General features: G+C 68.4%; 16 protein-coding genes. 7 read left to right on the top strand and 9 right to left on the bottom strand.

The genetic code is table 11. The features are described from left to right. The first annotated feature begins 47 nt into the window (after window positions 1-47). Entirely contained in the window at window positions 48-572 is a 525-nt protein-coding gene (locus AC1DTF_RS22940) for a M23 family metallopeptidase (RefSeq protein ID WP_477475745.1), read from the top strand. Here AC1DTF_RS22940 and AC1DTF_RS22935 read toward each other — a convergent pair. From AC1DTF_RS22935 to AC1DTF_RS22925, 3 genes are read right to left on the bottom strand one after another with little or no spacing between them, the layout of a single operon-like run. After that, on the bottom strand, window positions 520-1,398 hold the full coding sequence (locus tag AC1DTF_RS22935) for a tyrosine recombinase XerC (protein ID WP_477475756.1): 879 nt from the start codon (window positions 1,396-1,398) through the stop codon (window positions 520-522). The two genes, AC1DTF_RS22940 and AC1DTF_RS22935, sit on opposite strands and share 53 nt — an antisense overlap. Window positions 1,399-1,453: 55 nt before the next feature. Next, window positions 1,454-2,614, bottom strand: coding sequence for a lactate 2-monooxygenase (locus AC1DTF_RS22930; protein WP_477475744.1), 1,161 nt, complete (start codon window positions 2,612-2,614; stop codon window positions 1,454-1,456). A 4-nt stretch (window positions 2,615-2,618) separates the two neighbouring features. After that, entirely contained in the window at window positions 2,619-3,470 is an 852-nt protein-coding gene (locus tag AC1DTF_RS22925; RefSeq protein WP_477475743.1) for a siderophore-interacting protein, read from the bottom strand. Window positions 3,471-3,798: 328 nt separating this feature from the next. On the opposite strand from AC1DTF_RS22925, the gene AC1DTF_RS22920 reads away from it, so the two are divergent. The 6 genes from AC1DTF_RS22920 to AC1DTF_RS22895 all read left to right on the top strand — a co-directional run bounded on the left by AC1DTF_RS22920 (window position 3,799) and on the right by AC1DTF_RS22895 (window position 12,641). Continuing rightward, window positions 3,799-6,237: a GcvT family protein gene (locus tag AC1DTF_RS22920; RefSeq protein ID WP_477475742.1), complete on the top strand. Its 2,439-nt coding sequence runs from the start codon at window positions 3,799-3,801 to the stop codon at window positions 6,235-6,237. A gap of 46 nt (window positions 6,238-6,283) precedes the next feature. Further along, entirely contained in the window at window positions 6,284-7,381 is a 1,098-nt protein-coding gene (gene solA / locus AC1DTF_RS22915; protein WP_477475755.1) for an N-methyl-L-tryptophan oxidase, read from the top strand. After that, entirely contained in the window at window positions 7,378-8,568 is a 1,191-nt protein-coding gene (locus AC1DTF_RS22910; protein ID WP_477475741.1) for an aromatic ring-hydroxylating oxygenase subunit alpha, read from the top strand. Before solA ends, AC1DTF_RS22910 begins: the two co-directional genes overlap by 4 nt. Window positions 8,569-8,597: 29 nt before the next feature. Then, window positions 8,598-9,392 carry an IclR family transcriptional regulator gene (locus tag AC1DTF_RS22905; protein WP_057168068.1) on the top strand — a complete coding sequence of 265 codons (795 nt, stop codon included), beginning with the start codon at window positions 8,598-8,600 and terminating at the stop codon, window positions 9,390-9,392. Window positions 9,393-9,403: 11 nt separating this feature from the next. Then, entirely contained in the window at window positions 9,404-10,771 is a 1,368-nt protein-coding gene (locus tag AC1DTF_RS22900) for an L-serine ammonia-lyase (protein WP_477475740.1), read from the top strand. Between the two features lie 103 nt (window positions 10,772-10,874). Beyond that, window positions 10,875-12,641 carry a BCCT family transporter gene (locus AC1DTF_RS22895; protein ID WP_082614218.1) on the top strand — a complete coding sequence of 589 codons (1,767 nt, stop codon included), beginning with the start codon at window positions 10,875-10,877 and terminating at the stop codon, window positions 12,639-12,641. A gap of 1 nt (window position 12,642) precedes the next feature. Here AC1DTF_RS22895 and dprA read toward each other — a convergent pair whose 3' ends face one another. The 6 genes from dprA to AC1DTF_RS22865 all read right to left on the bottom strand — a co-directional run. After that, window positions 12,643-13,773, bottom strand: coding sequence for a DNA-processing protein DprA (gene dprA / locus AC1DTF_RS22890; RefSeq protein WP_477475739.1), 1,131 nt, complete (start codon window positions 13,771-13,773; stop codon window positions 12,643-12,645). Next, window positions 13,773-15,281: a YifB family Mg chelatase-like AAA ATPase gene (locus AC1DTF_RS22885; RefSeq protein ID WP_477475738.1), complete on the bottom strand. Its 1,509-nt coding sequence runs from the start codon at window positions 15,279-15,281 to the stop codon at window positions 13,773-13,775. The genes dprA and AC1DTF_RS22885 overlap by 1 nt, the downstream gene beginning before the upstream one ends. After that, complete coding sequence (locus tag AC1DTF_RS22880) at window positions 15,281-15,649, bottom strand: YraN family protein (protein ID WP_057168033.1); 369 nt, start codon at window positions 15,647-15,649, stop codon at window positions 15,281-15,283. The genes AC1DTF_RS22885 and AC1DTF_RS22880 overlap by 1 nt, the downstream gene beginning before the upstream one ends. A 79-nt stretch (window positions 15,650-15,728) precedes the next feature. Continuing rightward, window positions 15,729-16,238 (bottom strand): GAF domain-containing protein, encoded by a 510-nt coding sequence (locus AC1DTF_RS22875; protein WP_477475737.1) that lies wholly within the window; start codon window positions 16,236-16,238, stop codon window positions 15,729-15,731. Window positions 16,239-16,294: 56 nt separating this feature from the next. After that, complete coding sequence (locus AC1DTF_RS22870; protein WP_057168031.1) at window positions 16,295-17,104, bottom strand: DUF1206 domain-containing protein; 810 nt, start codon at window positions 17,102-17,104, stop codon at window positions 16,295-16,297. Between the two features lie 126 nt (window positions 17,105-17,230). After that, window positions 17,231-17,494, bottom strand: a 264-nt coding sequence (locus AC1DTF_RS22865) for a hypothetical protein (RefSeq protein ID WP_477475736.1), incomplete at its 5' end; no start/stop codon positions are given.

The raw sequence follows: 17,494 nt of genomic DNA, 5'->3' as shown, positions 1-17,494 counted from the left end.
CCCGAGTGGGGCTTCCGGGGTCGAGTTCGAGACGCTGAACTGGGTTGATGAGGTGTGCGGCGGTGCTCATGGTGGCCGCGTTGACCGCCGCCGCCCCGGCGGGCGCGGAGGCCGCCCGGCTGCAGTGGCCGTTGCGGCCCGCGGCGACGGTGACCCGCGGGTTCGACGCGCCGGCACCGAACTGGACGCGCGGGCATCGCGGCGTGGATCTGGCCGGCAGCACAGGTCAGCCCGTGTTCGCGAGTGCCGGCGGCACCGTCGTGTTCGCCGGTGAGCTGGCCGGCCGACCGCTGGTGTCGGTGCAGCATCCGGGCGGGTTGCGCACCAGCTACGAGCCGGTGCGCCCGGCGGTGCGGGCCGGGCAGCGGGTGGAGACCGGGACCGCGCTCGGTGTGCTGCTCGACGGGCATGCCGGCTGCCCGGTGCGGGCCTGCCTGCACTGGGGGGCGATGTGGGGCCCGGCGGCGCGCGCGGACTATGTGGATCCGTTGGCCCTGCTGGCGTCGACCCCGGTCGTGCTCAAGCCCGTGGATGCGCTTGATCGTGCACCGCACGCAGCCGCGCGACGGTGACGTGGGTGTAGAGCTGGGTGGTGGCCAGTGTCGAATGGCCCAGCAGTTCCTGCACGACGCGCAGATCGGCGCCACCTTCCAACAGATGGGTGGCGGCACTGTGGCGCAGGCCGTGCGGACCGATATCGGGGGCACCGTCGACAGCGGCCATCGTCTGGTGCACCACGGTGCGGGCCTGGCGCTGGTCGAGACGGGCACCGCGCGAGCCCAGCAGCAGTGCGGCGCCGGAGGACGGTTTCACCAGCTCCGGCCGGCCGCGGTCCAGCCAGGCCGAGAGTGCGTCCTCGGCGGGCTCGCCGAACGGCACGGTGCGCTGCTTGTTGCCCTTGCCCAGCACGCGCAGCAGTCGGCGCGAGCGGTCGACGTCGTCGATGTCGAGCCCGCACAGTTCGCTGACCCGGATGCCGGTGGCGTACAGCAGCTCGACGATCAGCCGGTCCCGCAGCGCGAGTGGATCACCTTGCTGCGCACCGGAATTCAAGGCGTCCATGGCGTCGAGCGCCTGGTCCTGGCGCAACACCGAGGGCAGGGTGCGGTGCGCCTTGGGGGTCTGCAGCCGCGCAGCGGGATCGGTGCTCAGCAGGCCGCGGTGCAGCGCCCATGCGGTGAACGTCTTGATCGCCGAGGTGCGCCGGGCCAGCGTGGTGCGTGCCGCTCCGGCACCGGCCTGCGCGGCCAGCCAGGACCGCAGCCTGGGCAGGGTCAGGGTGTCCAGACCGCCGGCGGTGAAGTCGAAGAGCGACCGCAGATCGCCCAGGTAGGCGCGGCGCGTGTGGGCCGAACGACCGCGTTGCAGCGCCAGGTACTCGTCGAACTCCTCCAGCAGCGGTTCGAGGTCGGGCTTGCTCACCGTCCTACCGTCGCAGATGCCTGCGCGCTGTCTAGTGGACGCGCCGCAGCGTGTCCGGGGTGAGATCGGCCAACCCTGGGTAGCCGTCGATCGCCATGGTCAGGTCGAGTTCGGCAAGCAGCGAACGCAGCACATGCACCACACCGTCGGTGCCGCCGAGCGCCAGACCGTAGACGTAGGGACGTCCCACGCCGACCGCGGTGGCGCCCAGCGCGAGGGCCTTGACGATGTCGGCGCCGCTGCGGATGCCGGAGTCGAACAGCACCGGTAGCCCGTCGGCGGCCGCCACCACCTCGGGCAGGCAGTCGATCGCCGGGATGCCGCCGTTGGCCTGGCGGCCGCCGTGGTTGGAGCAGTAGATGCCGTCGACGCCGGTGTCGCGGGCGCGGCGCGCATCGTCGGGATGGCAGATGCCCTTGACGAGCAACGGGAGCCGGGTCAGCGAGCGCAACCAGGTGACGTCGTCCCAGGTGACGGGCTGACCGAAGGTGGACACCCACTTGAGGATGGCGCCCTGCGGGTTCTCCTCCGGGGACTGCGGCAGGCTCGCCCGGAACACCGGGTCGCTGAAGTAGTTGGACAGGCAGTGCCCACGCAGCTGCGGAAAATTCGACGTGCTCAGGTCGCGGGGACGCCAGCCGGGCACCCAGGTGTCCAGGGTCACCACGATGGCCTTGAAACCCGCGGCCTCGGCCCGGGCCACGAAGCTGGCCGCGAGGTCGCGATCCTTCGGCGTGTAGAGCTGGAAAAACCCCGGGGTGTCCCCGAACTCGGCGGCCACCTCCTCCAGCGGGTCGKCCGTCAACGTGGACACCGTCATCGGCACGCCGGTGCGGGCGGCGGCGCGGGCGACGGCCAGATCGCCGTGGCCGTCGCGGCTGCAGATACCGGTGACGCCGATGGGTGCCATGAACACCGGCGAAGGCAACGTGATCCCGAACAAGTCGACACTGAGGTCGCGTTCGGTGGCGCCGACGCCCATCCGCGGCATCAGCCCCCAGTGTTCGAACGCGCTGACGTTGACCCGCTGGGTCCGTTCATCGCCGGCGCCGCCGGCAACGTAGGACCACACCGAGGGTGACATCGCCGACTGTGCCCTGGACTCCAGCTCGGCGAAGGCCATCGGCAGCGATGGCACCACCCCGGCCAGGCCCTGCAGATAGATCTCGAGCTGGTAGTCGCCGAATGCCATGGGGTCAGTCTCGCTGGCCYGCCTCCGCCTTGGCCAGTTCGGCCTTCCATTGCCGGAAAGTTTCTTCGGTGCGACCGCGGCGCCAGTACCCGGAGATGGACGCCCACTTCGCCTCCACCCCGCGTTCCTTGCGCAGGTAAGGACGCAGATTGTGCATGACGGCCTGCGCCTCGCCGTGGGCGAACACCTGGACCTGACCGGGCAGCCACAGCATCTCTTTGACCGCGGTGACCAGTGGCGCGTGGTCCCCGGCCCTGTCCTCGCCGACGAGGTCGGCGCGTCCACCGCGATAGATCCAGTGCACGTCGACTCCGTCGGGCGACGTGAGCTCGATCTCGTCGTCGGGTCCGCTGACTTCGATGAAGGCCTTGCCGATCGCGGTGGGCGGCAACGCTTCCAGGGCCGCGCTGATCGCCGGGAGCCCGGATTCGTCACCGGCCAGCAGATGCCAGTCCGCGGCGGGATCGGGGGCGTACGCGCCGGACGGTCCCATCAGATAGGCCGGTTGTCCGGGCTGGGCGGCGGCCGCCCAGGGGCCGGCCACACCCTGCTCACCGTGCACGACGAAGTCGATGGAGATCTGGCGCAGCGAGTCGTCGACCGAGCGCACGGTGTAGGTGCGCACGGTCGGGCGCTTGTGCTCGGGCAGCACGTTGAAGCTGTCCAGGGTGAGCGGGTGCGGCAGCGACACGATGTCGACATCCGGATAGACGATGACGATCTTGACGTAGGAATCGGTGTATTTGCCGGGGGTGAAGGTGTCGAACCCGACGCCGCCGAGCACCAACCGGATCATGTGCGGTGCCAGCTGTTCGCTGCTGATGACCTCGAAGGTGTGAATCGGACGTCCCGCCATAGTGAGCCTCCCACAATACTTTTAGCTGATCTCATGACCACTGTACGAGCAGCCGCCCGATGGTGGTCGGCTACAGCGCCGGACCCGTTCGCGCCTCGCACCGTGCGGCGCCGCCCGGTGCCGCGCACCCGCACGGATGACAACGTGGACCCCGGACGACATGAATTGCCCTGCCGGACACTCTCTTTCACGAGCCGCGACGATCGCCCGCCCCCCCCGCCCCTGCCAACAGGCGAATCGCCGGCCCGCACATCTTGCGGGAACCACCCATCGGGGATATTGTTGCGCGATACGCAGTAGTTGCTTAATGCGCAACAGGAGCCCGGGTATGAACCACCCCAAAGTCGTCGTCATCGGCGCAGGAATCGTCGGCACGTCCCTGGCCGATGAACTGACCGCCCGCGGGTGCACAGACGTGACCGTCCTGGACCGCGGGCCGCTGTTCGCCACCGGCGGCTCCACGTCGCACGCCCCCGGCCTGGTGTTCCAGACCAACGGATCGAAGACCATGAGCGAGTTCGCGCGCTACACGGTGGAGAAGTTCGTCGGACTCGACGCCTTCAACCAGGTCGGCGGCCTCGAGGTGGCCACCACCGAAGCCCGCTGGACCGATCTGCACCGCAAGCACGGCTGGGCCCGGTCATGGGGAATCCAGGGCGAGCTCATCGATCCCCAGCAGTGCGCGGCCCTGCATCCACTGCTCGATGCCGACCGGATACTGGGCGGTTTCCACACCCCGTCCGATGGCCTGGCCAAGGCACTGCGCGCGGCGACCGCACAGGCCGAGCGCGCCATCGCCCGTGGCGCCCGGTTCCTCGGGCACCACGAAGTGGTGGACGTCCTCGATCGGGGCGGACGTGTCGTCGGTGTCCGGACCGCCGCGGGCGACGAGTTCGCCGCCGACGTGGTGGTGTCGGCCGCCGGCTTCTGGGGTGCCGAACTCGGGGCGCGGGTCGGGCTGACGGTGCCGCTGGTCCCGATGGCACATCAGTACGCCAAGACGGGCCAGGTGGCTGCGCTACGGCGCGAGGGACTGGCAGCGGACGACGCGCGGCTGCCGATCCTGCGCCACCAGGATCAGGACCTCTACTACCGCGAGCACGGCGACCGGCTGGGCATCGGATACTACGGCCACCGGCCGATGCCGGTGGAGATGACGACGTTGCTGACCGAGACGGCGGGTGAGGCCATGCCGTCGATGCTGCCGTTCACCGACGACGACTTCGCACCCGGCTGGGAGGCCAGCACCGAACTGCTTCCCGTGCTGAGTGATTCGAAGGTCGAGGAGGCCTTCAACGGCATCTTCTCGTTCACCCCCGACGGCTTCTCCCTGATGGGCGAACACCGCGAGCTACCCGGATTCTGGGTCGCCGAGGCGGTATGGGTCACGCATTCCGCCGGGGTGGCCAAGGCGATGGCCGAGTGGATCCTCGTCGGCGCACCCGCCACCGACGTCCACGAATGCGACCTCTATCGGTTCGAGGAGCCGGCCAAGAGCCCGGAGTTCATCCTCAAGACCAGCTCGCAGGCCTTCGTCGAGGTGTACGACATCGTGCATCCGCACCAATACCGCACCGAACCGCGCGATCTGCGGGTCAGCCCGTTCCACGCCCGGCAGCGCGAACTCGGCGCGCATTTCTTCGAGGGCGGCTGCTGGGAGCGGCCGGCCTGGTATGAGGCCAACGCCACGCTGGTGGGCGAACTCGCCGATACCGGGCTCGAGTTCCCGGACCGCGACGACTGGTCGGGCCGGTTCTACTCCCCCATTTCCATCGCCGAGGCGCGCTGGACCCGCGAGCACGTCGCTCTCTACGACATGACGCCGCTGACCCGCTACGAGGTAGGCGGACCCGGCGCGTGCGCATTCCTGCAGCACCTCACGACCAACAACGTCGACAAGCGCACCGGGTCGGTCACCTACACCCTGATGCTCGACGAATCCGGCGGTATCCGCAGCGATCTCACGGTCGCCCGCCTGAGCGACACCGTGTTCCAGGTGGGCGCAAACGGCCCGCTGGACATGGACTGGATGCTGCGCCGACTGCCGGAGACCGGGGTGACGGTACGGGACATCACCGGCGGCACCTGCTGCATCGGGGTGTGGGGGCCGCGCGCCCGCGACCTCGTCGCACCGTTGTGCGCGGCCGACATCTCCCACGAGTCGTTCGGCTACTTCCGCGCCCTCACGACATTCATCGGATCGGTCCCCGTCACGATGATGCGGGTCTCCTATGTCGGCGAATTGGGCTGGGAGATCTATGCTTCCGCCGAACACGGCCTCAAGTTGTGGGATCTGCTGGCCACGGCCGGCCGGCAGTACCGCGCGATCGCCGCCGGCCGCATCGCCTTCAACAGCCTCCGGATGGAAAAGGGCTACCGGTCCTGGGGCACCGATATGACTGCCGAACACCTACCGGCCGCGGCCGGTGTCGGGTTCGCGGTGTCGGGCAAGAAGGGTGACTTCCTCGGCAAGGCGGCACTGGACACCGCTCCCGCCCCGGCGAAGGTGCTGCGCAGCATCGTCTTCGATGACCCCCGCGCGGTGGTACTCGGCAAGGAGCCGGTCAGCATCGACGGCGCCGTGGGCGGCTATGTGACCAGCGCCGGGTACTCGGCCACCCTCGGCCGCAGCATTGCCTACGCGTGGCTGCCCGCCGACACAGCGGTGGGTACGGCGGTGAGTGTGGCGTACCTGATGACCAACTTCTCGGCGACCGTGCATGCCGAGCCGGTCGTCGACCCCGACATGACGCTGATCCGGAGATGACGTGAGCGACAACAGTTATGACGTCATCGTCGTCGGGCTGGGCGGGATGGGCAGCGCCGCCGCCTATCACCTGGCGCGGCGCGGGGTCCGGGTGCTCGGCCTGGAGAAGTTCACCCCGGCCCACGACCGCGGTTCCAGCCACGGGGGTTCGCGCATCATCCGGCAGTCCTATTTCGAGGACCCCGCCTATGTACCCCTGTTGCTGCGGGCCTATGAACTGTGGGCAGAACTGCAGCAGAGCACCGGGCGGGAGGTGTACCGGCTCACCGGAGGCGTGTTCGTCGGCCCACCCGACTGCCTGACCGTCGCCGGCAGCCAACGCGCCGCGCTGCAATGGTCACTGCCGCACGAGATGCTGGATGCCGCCGAGCTCCGCCGTCGCTTCCCCACCTTCACCCCGAGCCCCGGCGATGTCGCTCTCTACGAGGCCAAGGCAGGCTTCGCCCGACCCGAGATGACCGTGCAGGCCCATCTCGATCTGGCGGCACGCGAAGGCGCCACACTGCGCTTCGGCGAGGAGGTGCAGGTGTGGGCCGACGGTCCGCACGGCGTGACGGTGACCACCGCGACCGGTAGCTACACCGCCGGGCAACTGGTGATCTGCCCGGGCGCCTGGGCGCCGGAACTGTTGAACGAGCTGGGTATTCCGATCACGATCGAGCGTCAGGTGCTGTACTGGCTGGACCCGGCGGGCGGAACGGCACCGTTCGAGGATCATCCGATCTTCATCCACGAGAACGCCGTCGGCCAGCAGATCTACGGGTTCCCGGCCATCGATGGACCGGCGGGCGGCGTCAAGGTGGCCTTCTTCCGCAAGGGCCAGGTGTGCACACCGGAAACCATCGACCGGACCGTGCACCCGCAGGAGATCGACGAGATGCGCGAACGGGTCGTCCAGCTGCTGCCCGCGCTGACCGGCCCGGCGGTGCACACCGCGACCTGCATGTACTCGAACACCCCGGATGAGCATTTCGTCATCACCCGCCCGGATCGATTCACCAATGTCACGGTGGCATGCGGCTTCTCGGGACACGGGTTCAAATTCGTCCCGGTCGTCGGCGAGGTGCTGGCCGATCTGGCCACCACCGGGACCACCGCGCACCCCATCGGACTGTTCGACCCCACACGACTGGTGACCACATGACCACGATCGACGAATCGCGGCCGCTGCCGGCCGGCGCGCCCGCCGGCGGCAACCTGATGCCCACCCTGAGCGGCCGATACTATTACGACACAGCGATATTCGAAGCCGAGCAGGACCGCATCTTCGAACGCATGTGGTTCTGCGCAGTACGCGGCGCGGATCTGCCCTCCCCCGGCGCGTTCCGCAGAATCCAGGTGGGCCGGGAGAGCGTACTCGTGGTGCGGGGCCGCGACGGTGCCCTGAATGCCTTCCTGAACGTCTGCCGGCACCGCGGGGCGATGCTGTGCTCCGAGGACTCCGGAGTGGTCAAGCGTCACCTGAAGTGCCCGTACCATGCGTGGACCTACGGACTGGACGGAAAGCTCTTCGCGGCACCGAATCTCGGCAGTCTGACCGATGAGAAGGGCGCACGTATCGACCGCACCGAATACGGGCTGGTGCCGGTGGCGCTGCGGGAATGGCTCGGCTATGCCTGGGTGTGCCTGGACGCCGAGCCGCCGTCCTTCGAAGACGAGGTCATCGGTGCCGTCACCGAGCGGCTCGGCAACCCCGAGGCCATCGAGCATTATGGTATCGCCGACCTGTCGGTGGGCCGGCGCATCGTCTACGACGTGGCGGCCAACTGGAAGCTGATCGTCGAGAACTTCATGGAGTGCTACCACTGCGCGTCCATCCACCCGGAACTCACCGAGGTGCTGCCGGAATTTGCCGGCGGACTGGCCGCGCAGTACTTCGTCGGGCACGGCGCCCTGTTCGGTGCGGACGTGGCGGGCTTCACCATTGACGGCAGCGCGGGGCTGGACGCGATCCCTGGGGTGACACCCGAGCAGGACCGCCGATACTACGCCATCACCGTCCGGCCCACCGTGTTCATCAACCTCGTGCCCGACCATGTGATCTTCCACCGCATGTACCCGCTGGGCCCGGATCGCACGGTCGTCGAATGCGACTGGCTGTATCTGCCCGACGTGGTGGCCCAAGGCCGTGACCTGGAACGATCGGTGGAGCTTTTCCACCGGGTGAACGAGCAGGACTTCGACGCCTGCGAACGCACGCAGCCCACCATGTCCTCACGCGCGTACCGCAAGGGCGGCGTCCTGGTGCCCTCCGAACACCATATCGGCGAGTTCCACCAGTGGATCGAGGACCGGTTGCGTGACCGGCCCGAATTGGGGGCGCCGGTATGACCGCGACCATTGTCTACACTGGTGCCGTCATGACTGCCGACACCGACGACGTTGCGCCGCGGGAGAAGTCCGTCGCGGCAGTGCAATCGGTGGACCGGGCGCTCATGGTGCTGGAGATCCTGGGCAAGCTGGGCACCGCCGGGGTCACCGAGATCGCCACCGAACTCGGCGTGCACAAGTCGACGGTGTCCCGGCTGATCACTGTCCTGGAGTCCCGCGGGTTCGTCGAACAACTCTCCGACCGCGGCAAGTACCGGCTGGGGTTCGCCCTGGTCCGGCTGGCCGGTTCCACCAGCGCACAGATGGACCTGGCCAAGCAGAGCCAGGCCACMTGCGACCGGCTCGCCGAACAGTGCGGCGAGACCATCAATGTGGCGATCCTGGACGGCGACAGGATCATCAACATCGTCGAGACGCTGGGTCCGGCGGAGATCACGCTGCGCACCTGGATCGGGCAGAACTGCCCCGCGCACGCAACCTCGAGCGGCAAGGCCCTGCTCTCGGCGCTGCCCGCCGAACGGGTGCGCGAGCTGACCGGTGACACGCTGGCGACCTTCACCGACAGCACCATCGCCGACAGCGTCGCGCTGGCCGCCGAGTTGGCCGAGGTCCGCCGCAAGGGGTGGGCCAGTGTGTGCGAGGAACTGGAGATCGGCCTCAATGCCGTGGGCGTTCCCGTTCGCGACAGCACCGGTAAAGCCATTGCCGCTCTGAGCGTTTCGGGGCCGGCATACCGTTTGGATCCCTCCCGATTCGACGAGGTGGCCGCGATGACCATGATGGCCGCTGAACAGATCAGCCGTCGCCTCGGGTTCACCGGCTGACTGGTCCGGCCGTGATCAGCGTCTTCGAGCTGTTCAAAGTCGGTATCGGACCGTCGAGTTCGCACACCGTCGGACCGATGCGCGCCGCCGACCGGTTCGTCGGATGGCTGTCCGACCGCGACCTGCTGAGCGCCACTGCCGGAGTTCAGGTGGAACTCTTCGGCTCGCTGGGCGCGACCGGTCAGGGGCATGGATCGGTCACCGCTGTGATCCTCGGGCTGCTCGGCGAGCAGCCCGAGTCCGTTGACCCGGAGTCGATTCGGGACCGCCTGGCGGCGGTGCGGGCCGACGGTAGGCTTGCTCTCGGCGGCTGGCAGTCGGTGCCCTTCGCCGTGGACGAGGACATTGTGCTGCACGTGGGCACGTCGCTGGCCCACCACAGCAACGGGATGCTCTTCCGCGCCTCCGACGCGGCCGGCGACGTCCTTGCGACACGTCAATACTTCTCCGTCGGTGGCGGATTCGTGGTCGACGAGGACGAGATCACCTCGGCCGCCATCAGCACCGACCGCGCGGTGCCGTACCCCTTCCGCACCTCGCACGAATTGCTCGACCTGACCGCGGGCACGGGTCTGCCCGTCAGCGCGCTGATGCTGGCCAACGAATCCGAGCTGCGGCCGGCCCCCCAGGTGCGTGAGGAACTGCTCGCCATCTGGGAGGTGATGCAGCAGTGCGTGAACCGCGGCCTGGTCCACGGCGGGGTGTTGCCGGGAGGACTGCGGGTGCGCCGCCGCGCCGCGGCATGGCACCACGAACTCGAGGCGCACCCCGACGCGCGTGATCCCCTGGAGGCGATGGATTGGGTTGCGCTGTACGCCCTTGCGGTCAATGAGGAGAACGCCGCCGGCGGCCGGGTGGTGACCGCACCGACCAACGGCGCCGCGGGCATCGTGCCTGCGGTGCTGCACTACTGCCGCGATTTCGTCCCAGATTTCGATGACGACACGGTGGTCCGGTTCCTGTTGACCGCGGGCGCCGTGGGCATCCTGTGCAAGACCAACGCATCCATATCCGGAGCCGAGGTGGGCTGTCAGGGCGAGGTCGGTTCGGCGTGCGCGATGGCGGCGGCCGGTCTGGCCGAAGTGCTGGGCGGCACACCCGCCCAGGTGGAGAACGCCGCGGAGATCGGACTGGAGCACAATCTGGGCCTCACCTGCGATCCGGTCGGCGGTCTGGTGCAGATCCCGTGCATCGAACGCAACGCCGTGGCTTCGGTCAAGGCGATCACCGCGGCGCGAATGGCGTTGCGCGGCGACGGTATTCATCATGTCGACCTCGACACCGCCATCAAGACGATGCGCGACACCGGTGCCGACATGGCCGAGAAATACAAGGAGACCTCGCTGGGCGGCCTCGCGCTCAACGTCGTCGAATGCTGAGAAACGAACACGGTTTGGCACGCGCCCAGACCCAAGGTGTTGTTTAATACGCAACGAGTGCGTTATTCGCAACATGTCATCCATCTGACGTGAGGACAGCACGATGTCGCTCGACACGAACGGTGCCTCCGGGCCCGCGTCCGCTTCAGAACCCGACGACGTCGCCAACGTGGCCACCTCCCACCAAGAACATCCGTTGGCGCCCATCACCGGCCGCATCGCCCCCACCGACGCCAATCCCGGCCGCGACTGGGTGGTGTTCGGTGTCACCGGCGTCATCTCGATCGCCTTTGTGCTGTGGGGTCTGATCGACACCCCGGGGTTGTCCGCGGTGTCCGCGGGCACCAAGGACGCGGCCATCAAGGGCCTGGGCTGGTTCTTCGTCCTGGCGGCGAGCTTCTTCGTCGTCTTCGTGCTGTGGCTGGCCGCCAGCAAGTACGGCCGCATCCCGCTCGGCTGCGATGACGAAGAACCGGAGTTCAAGACCATCTCCTGGATCGCGATGATGTTCAGCGCGGGCATGGGTATCGGCCTGATGTTCTGGGGTGTCGCCGAGCCGCTGAATCATTTCGTCACCCCGCCTCCGGGCACCACCGAGGCACAGTCCGATGAGGCGTTCCAGACGGCGATGGCCACCACCATGTTCCATTGGGGCCTGCACCCGTGGGCCATTTACGCGGTGGTGGGGCTCGCGATCGGCTACGGGATGTACCGCAAGGGCCGGCCGGGGCTGTTGTCGGCGGCGTTCACCTCGCTGTTCGGCGACCGCGCAAACGGGCCCGCCGGCAAGGTCATCGACATCCTCGCGATCTTCGCGACCCTGTTCGGGTCCGCGGCCTCTCTCGGGCTCGGCGCCCTGCAGATCGGAGATGGGCTGGAGTTCAACGGCTGGGTGGGCACCGTGGGCACCCCGATCCTGGTGGCGATCATCGCGGTGCTGACGGTGGCGTTCATCCTGTCCGCGGTATCGGGCATCGCCCGCGGCATCCAGTGGCTGTCCAACATCAACATGGTGCTGGCTTTGATCCTGGCGGTGTTCGTGTTCGTCGCCGGCCCGACGTTGTTGATTCTCAACCTCGTTCCGAGCGCACTGGGTGACTACATCCGCGACTTCGTGGCCATGAGCGCCCGCACCGACGCCAACGGTGACGCCGAACTCGCGGCCTGGCTGTCGGGCTGGACCATCTTCTACTGGGCGTGGTGGGTGTCCTGGACTCCGTTCGTCGGCATGTTCATCGCCCGCATCAGCCGCGGCCGCACCATCCGGCAGTTCGTCACCGGCGTGCTGCTGGTCCCGACGACGGTCAGCCTGGTGTGGTTCGTCATCTTCGGCGGCGCGGGGATCGACCGGCAACGCACCGTCGGCGACATGGTCGACGCGGAAGGCGGCGTGGACAGCACCGGCGCGCTGTTCCAGTTGCTCGACACCATGCCGTTGGCGGGCATCACCACCGTGCTGGTGATGGTGCTGGTGGCCATCTTCTTCGTCTCCGGCGCCGACGCCGCCTCGATCGTCATGGGCTCGTTGTCCGAGAAGGGCTCTCATGAGCCCCGTCGTGCCACGGTGGTGTTCTGGGGTGCGCTGACGGGCGCGGTCGCCGCGATCATGCTGATCATCGGCGGCGGCGGCGCGGATGCGCTGACCGGCCTGCAGAATCTGACGATCGTTGCCGCGGTGCCGTTCGTCATCGTCATGGTGCTGCTGTGTGTGGCGCTCTACAAGGATCTGCGCACGGACCGGATCGTCGTGGTGGATCGGCGCAGCACCGAACTCGTCGAACGGGCAGTCGTCACCGGTGCCGGCCACTACGGCGACAACTTCGATCTGGTGACCCGATACCACAAGCTGGATTCGAACAAGCCGGAGTAGGTCAGCTCTTCACGATCCGCCACAGTCCCTCCCTGCACTCGACGCGACCGGCGATCTCCAGCAGTGCCAACGGGCCGAGCACCTGCTCGGCGGGCACTCCGGCGTCCACGGCGATCTGCTCGACGCTGCGCAGACCCCGTGCCGGCAGCGCCTCGTACACCAGCGCCTCCTCCCGGGACAGCCCGTCCAGCGGTGTCCGCGGGTGCTCGGGATCATCGGCGAGTTCGCCGATCCGCCCGACGATCTCGACGATCTCCTCGGCGCGACTGACTAGTTGCGTGGTTTTCCGGCGCAGCAGCACATGGCAGCCCGCCGACGCCGCCGAGGTCACCGGACCAGGCACCGCACACACCACCCGTCCCATCGCGTCCGCCCACGCGGCGGTGTTCGCGGCCCCGCTGCGCAGGCCCGCCTCCACCACGACCGTCGCACCGCTGAGCGCAGCCACCAGCCGGTTGCGGGTCAGGAAGCGGTGCCGCGCGGGCCGCACACCGGGCGGGTATTCGGTCACCACCAGACCGCTGCCGCACATCCGGTGCAGCAACGCGGAATGTCCTGCGGGATAGGGCACATCGATCCCGCCGGCCAGCACCGCCACGGTGACCCCGTCGACACCGAGCGCCGCCCGGTGGGCCGCACCGTCGATGCCGTAGGCGCCGCCGGACACCACCGCGACATGGCGTTCGGCGAGCCCGGCGGACAGGTCGGCGGCGACGTGTTCGCCGTACGCGGTGGATGCCCGGGTGCCGACGATCGCCGCGGCCCGGGCGGCCACCTCGTCGAGTCGGGCCGGGCCGATCGCCCAGAGCACCATCGGATGCCTACCGGATTCCTTCTTCTGCACCGTCTCGCTGTCGAACACGGTGAAGGCCAGATGTGGCCACTCCGCATCGTCCGGGGTGATCAACCGGCCGCCGCGGCGGTCCAGCATCTCAAGGTCCGCTGCGGCGCTGTCGATCTCGCAACGCGCCTTGACGCGGGTCTGCAGCTCCTGGGGCACCAGACCGGCCTTGATGGTGGTGGCCGCCTCCACGGGACCGACATCGGCCACAAAGCCGGCCAGGCCTGCGCACGGAGACTCCGCCACCCGCGACAGATACGCCCACGCGCGCCGCACCGTGTCGTCGGTCATCACACACCGCCCTGCCGGAAGCTCAGCGCCATGGCGACATGATCCGGCGTCGGTGAGTTCACCCCGGCCAGATCGGCTATCGACCAGGCGATGCGCAGGGTACGGTCGGCACCGCGCAGGTTGAGCTTGCCGCGGTCGACTGCGGCGCGCAGCACCGCCATCGTGGCGTCACTGGGACGGTATTGCTGCCGCAGAGCAGGTCCCGGCACCTCGGCATTGGTCCGCACCCCGATCGGTTGCCACCGCTCGGCCGCCGCCGCGCGCGCCGCGGCCACCCTGCTGCGCACCGCCGCGGTCGATTCCCCCACCTCGTGGGTGAAGGCACCCGCCCGGATCGGATGCATCTCGACCCTCAGGTCGACCCGATCCACCAACGGGCCCGACAGCTTGCCCTGATAGCGACGCTTGGCGCCGGCATTGCACAGGCAGTCCGCCGGGTCGGTCGGCGCACACGGGCAGGGGTTGGCGGCCAGGATGAGCTGGAACCGCGCCGGGTAGCGCGCCACGCCGTCGCGGCGGGCCAGCCGGATCTCGCCCTCCTCCAAGGGGGTTCGCAGCGATTCCAGCACGTTGGTCCCGACTTCGGCGTATTCGTCGAGGAACAACACCCCGCGGTGTGCGCGGCTGACCGCACCCGGGCGCGCCATCCCGGTACCCCCGCCCACCATCGCGGCCACCGTCGAGGAGTGATGCGGGGCGATGAAGGGCGGACGGGTGATCAACGGAGTGTCGGGCGCCAGCGTCCCGGCGATCGAATGGATGGCGGTGACCTCGATGGCCTCCTCCTCCGTCAACGCCGGGAGCAGGCCCGGCACCCGTTGGGCCAGCATCGTTTTGCCGATTCCGGGCGGCCCGGTCAGCATGAGATGGTGCGCGCCCGCAGCGGCGACCTCCACCGCGACCCGCGCCGCCGTCTGACCGATCAGGTCCGCGAGGTCGCGGCACTCCGACGGCACATACGGCGCCGCGTCAGTGATCCGTCCCGCCAGCTGTCCCTTCCCGCGAAACCACTCCTGCAACTGGCGCAAGGTCTGCACGCCCCACACATCGATGCCGTCCACCAGGCTGGCCTCGGCCAGATTGTCCAAGGGCACCACCACCGCCTGCCAACCGTCGCGTTTGGCGGCCAACACCGCGGGCAGCACACCGTGGACCGGGCGGACCCGACCGTCAAGTGCGAGCTCGCCCAGCAGCACCGTCTTCTCCAGCCGGGCCCACGACTTCTTCAGATGCGCCGCCAGCACCGCCGAAGCCAGCGCCAGGTCGTACATCGAACCCACCTTGGGCAGCGTCGCCGGGGACAGCGCCAACGTCAGCCGGGTATCCGGCCAACTGTTCCCGCAGTTGGTGATTGCCGCCCGGACCCGGTCGCGCGATTCCTGCAACGCGGTGTCGGGCAGCCCGACCAGGTGCACACCCGGCAACCCGCCGGTGATGTCGGCCTCGATCTCCACCGTAATGCCGTCCAGGCCCCGGATCGCGACCGCGAACGCTCGCCCCAGCGCCATCAGCCGACCGCCTGCAGATGTGTCAGCTCGGGTACCCGGGTGCGGCCGAACCGCACCCCGATCACATCGATACGCACCCCCGACCAGCTACCGCCACCCCCGGCCAACCACAGGCCCGCCAGCCGGCGCAGCCGACGCACCTTGTCCGGGGTGACGGCATAGGCGACCCCGCCGAACCGGTCAGTGGTGCGCGCCTTCACCTCGACGAAGATCACCACCCGGGCCGCCTCATCGAGGGCGATCACATCCAGTTCGCCGTACCGGCAACGCCAATTGCGCTCCAGCACCGTCAAACCCATTGCTTCGAGGTGCTGCACCGCCAGCTGCTCACCGAGTGCACCGATCTCGGCGCGAGTCCAGGTTTCCATGGACCCACCCTCGCCGCGGCCACCGACAGCTCCGCGGCCCAGAGACCGGAGAAAGCCCTAGTTATCCCCAATCACCGATTCATCCACAGGATGACCCCAGGGCGCCGGCGTCCTTCGCGACGATCGTCTCCACCTCAGCACGCACCCGCTCCAGCTCGGCGCGCTCCTGTTCGGAATACTCGCGGGCCGTGTCATCGAGCACACAGACCGTCCCGACCACCCGGCCCTCGCCGTCGTGCACCGCGACGCCCAGGTAGTTGTGCAGACCGAACTCGGTCTCGTCCTCGTTGCCGGCGAAGGTCTCATCGACCCGCGAATCCTGAACGAACAGCGCCTCGTCGGTGTTCACCACCCGTTCGCAGTACAGCGGCGTCCGGCCGGCGTCCTCGCCGGCCTTCTTACCGGCCGCGCCGACCGTGTAGTGCTGGGTGGCTTCACCGGCGGTGGCCGCGACCACCATGGCATCGGGCTCGGACCGCATCACGAGCACCGACTTGACGCCCAGCCGTGAGGCCAGCTCTTCGAGTTGAGGGGCGAGCGCAGACAGCGCCGGCGTGGAATCGGTGGCGAATGGTTCAGCGGGTGTCATGGCCGCGATTATGGTCACGCCCCACCGGTTGCACAACCATTGTGCTCACCGGGCGGTCACATTCGCGAATACCTGGTCAGCGCAACGCTGTACAAGCCGTACGCGGCAAAACCGGCTGCCGCCGCCAACAACGTGGCCTGGCCGTACTCCGTCCGGCCCAGCGCTCTCACCGCCGCGTCCAGTCCCGTCGCCCTCGACGGATCCTGCCAGAACAAAGCACCGAGCACGGAGATCCCCGCCGCGCAGAGCACGATGCCCTCTGCGACATGACCGACGATGCCCAGCGTTGTCATCAGCCGTCCGCCCGGCACCGTCAGGTCTCGCAGGAACATCCGAGATGCGCCCTTGTAGATGAAGTAGCCGCCGAATGCCGCGATCGCCACACCGGCGGCGACCAGAACGGCTTTACCCCCGCCAGACTGCATCAACCGGGCACTCAGTCCTTCTGCCCGCTCACTCCCCTGCCTTCCCACTCCCACCGCGAACTGCACCGCCGCGAATGCCAACGCCAGGTACGCGACCGCAAGTCCGGACGCCTTGAACCGGTTCACCAGCGACGTGTGCCGCTTGTCAGCGTGGTTGCTCTCGCCCGGATGCAGACCAAGCACAACCTCGGCCAGCCGCCACATCGACAGCGCGAACAAGCCGAACGCCACCACCCATAACGACATCGAACCGCCGCGCTGCTCCGCGAGTACCGCCAAAGCCCCCGTCTGGTCGGCCTCGCCCCGAAAACCGAAGGCGATCCGCACGATGATGTAGGCAATCAACAGATGCAGCAACCCACTCACGGGATAGCCGGCACGAGCGATCGACTCGACAGTGCGACTTTCAGTGGCACGGTTGACCGCGCCCTTGAACGCCATCCAGCCACTGCCAGGTCGAGCACCGTGCACGTCTACCCGCCTTGCATGTTCGAAAGGGATTCTCCGATCAACGGTATAGCGGCATGCTCTGCCGGACGGTTTCGGCCCGCGGCAATCTCCGCACGCTCACTCGATCCCGGCCGCCTCGTCCAGCTTCTGCAGCAACTGGTGGGCCGCCAACTCCACGGCCTTGTGTCGCCACTCGGCCGCGCGGTACACGCAGGCGATCAGACCGGAGCGGTGCACCCGCCGAAAGTCACCGTATACGAACGCATATCGTGCCTTGGTGTCATCGTTGGCGCCCTCGGTGAGACCGAGATGCCACCGCGCGTAGTCATCCCAGCCATGTTTGTCCAGGTACTCGTTCTGGGCATCGGCGCGGGGCTGCTC

The organism is Mycobacterium sp. P4_H6 (assembly GCF_056400845.1).
This window is presented reverse-complemented; position numbering and strand designations above follow the sequence as displayed.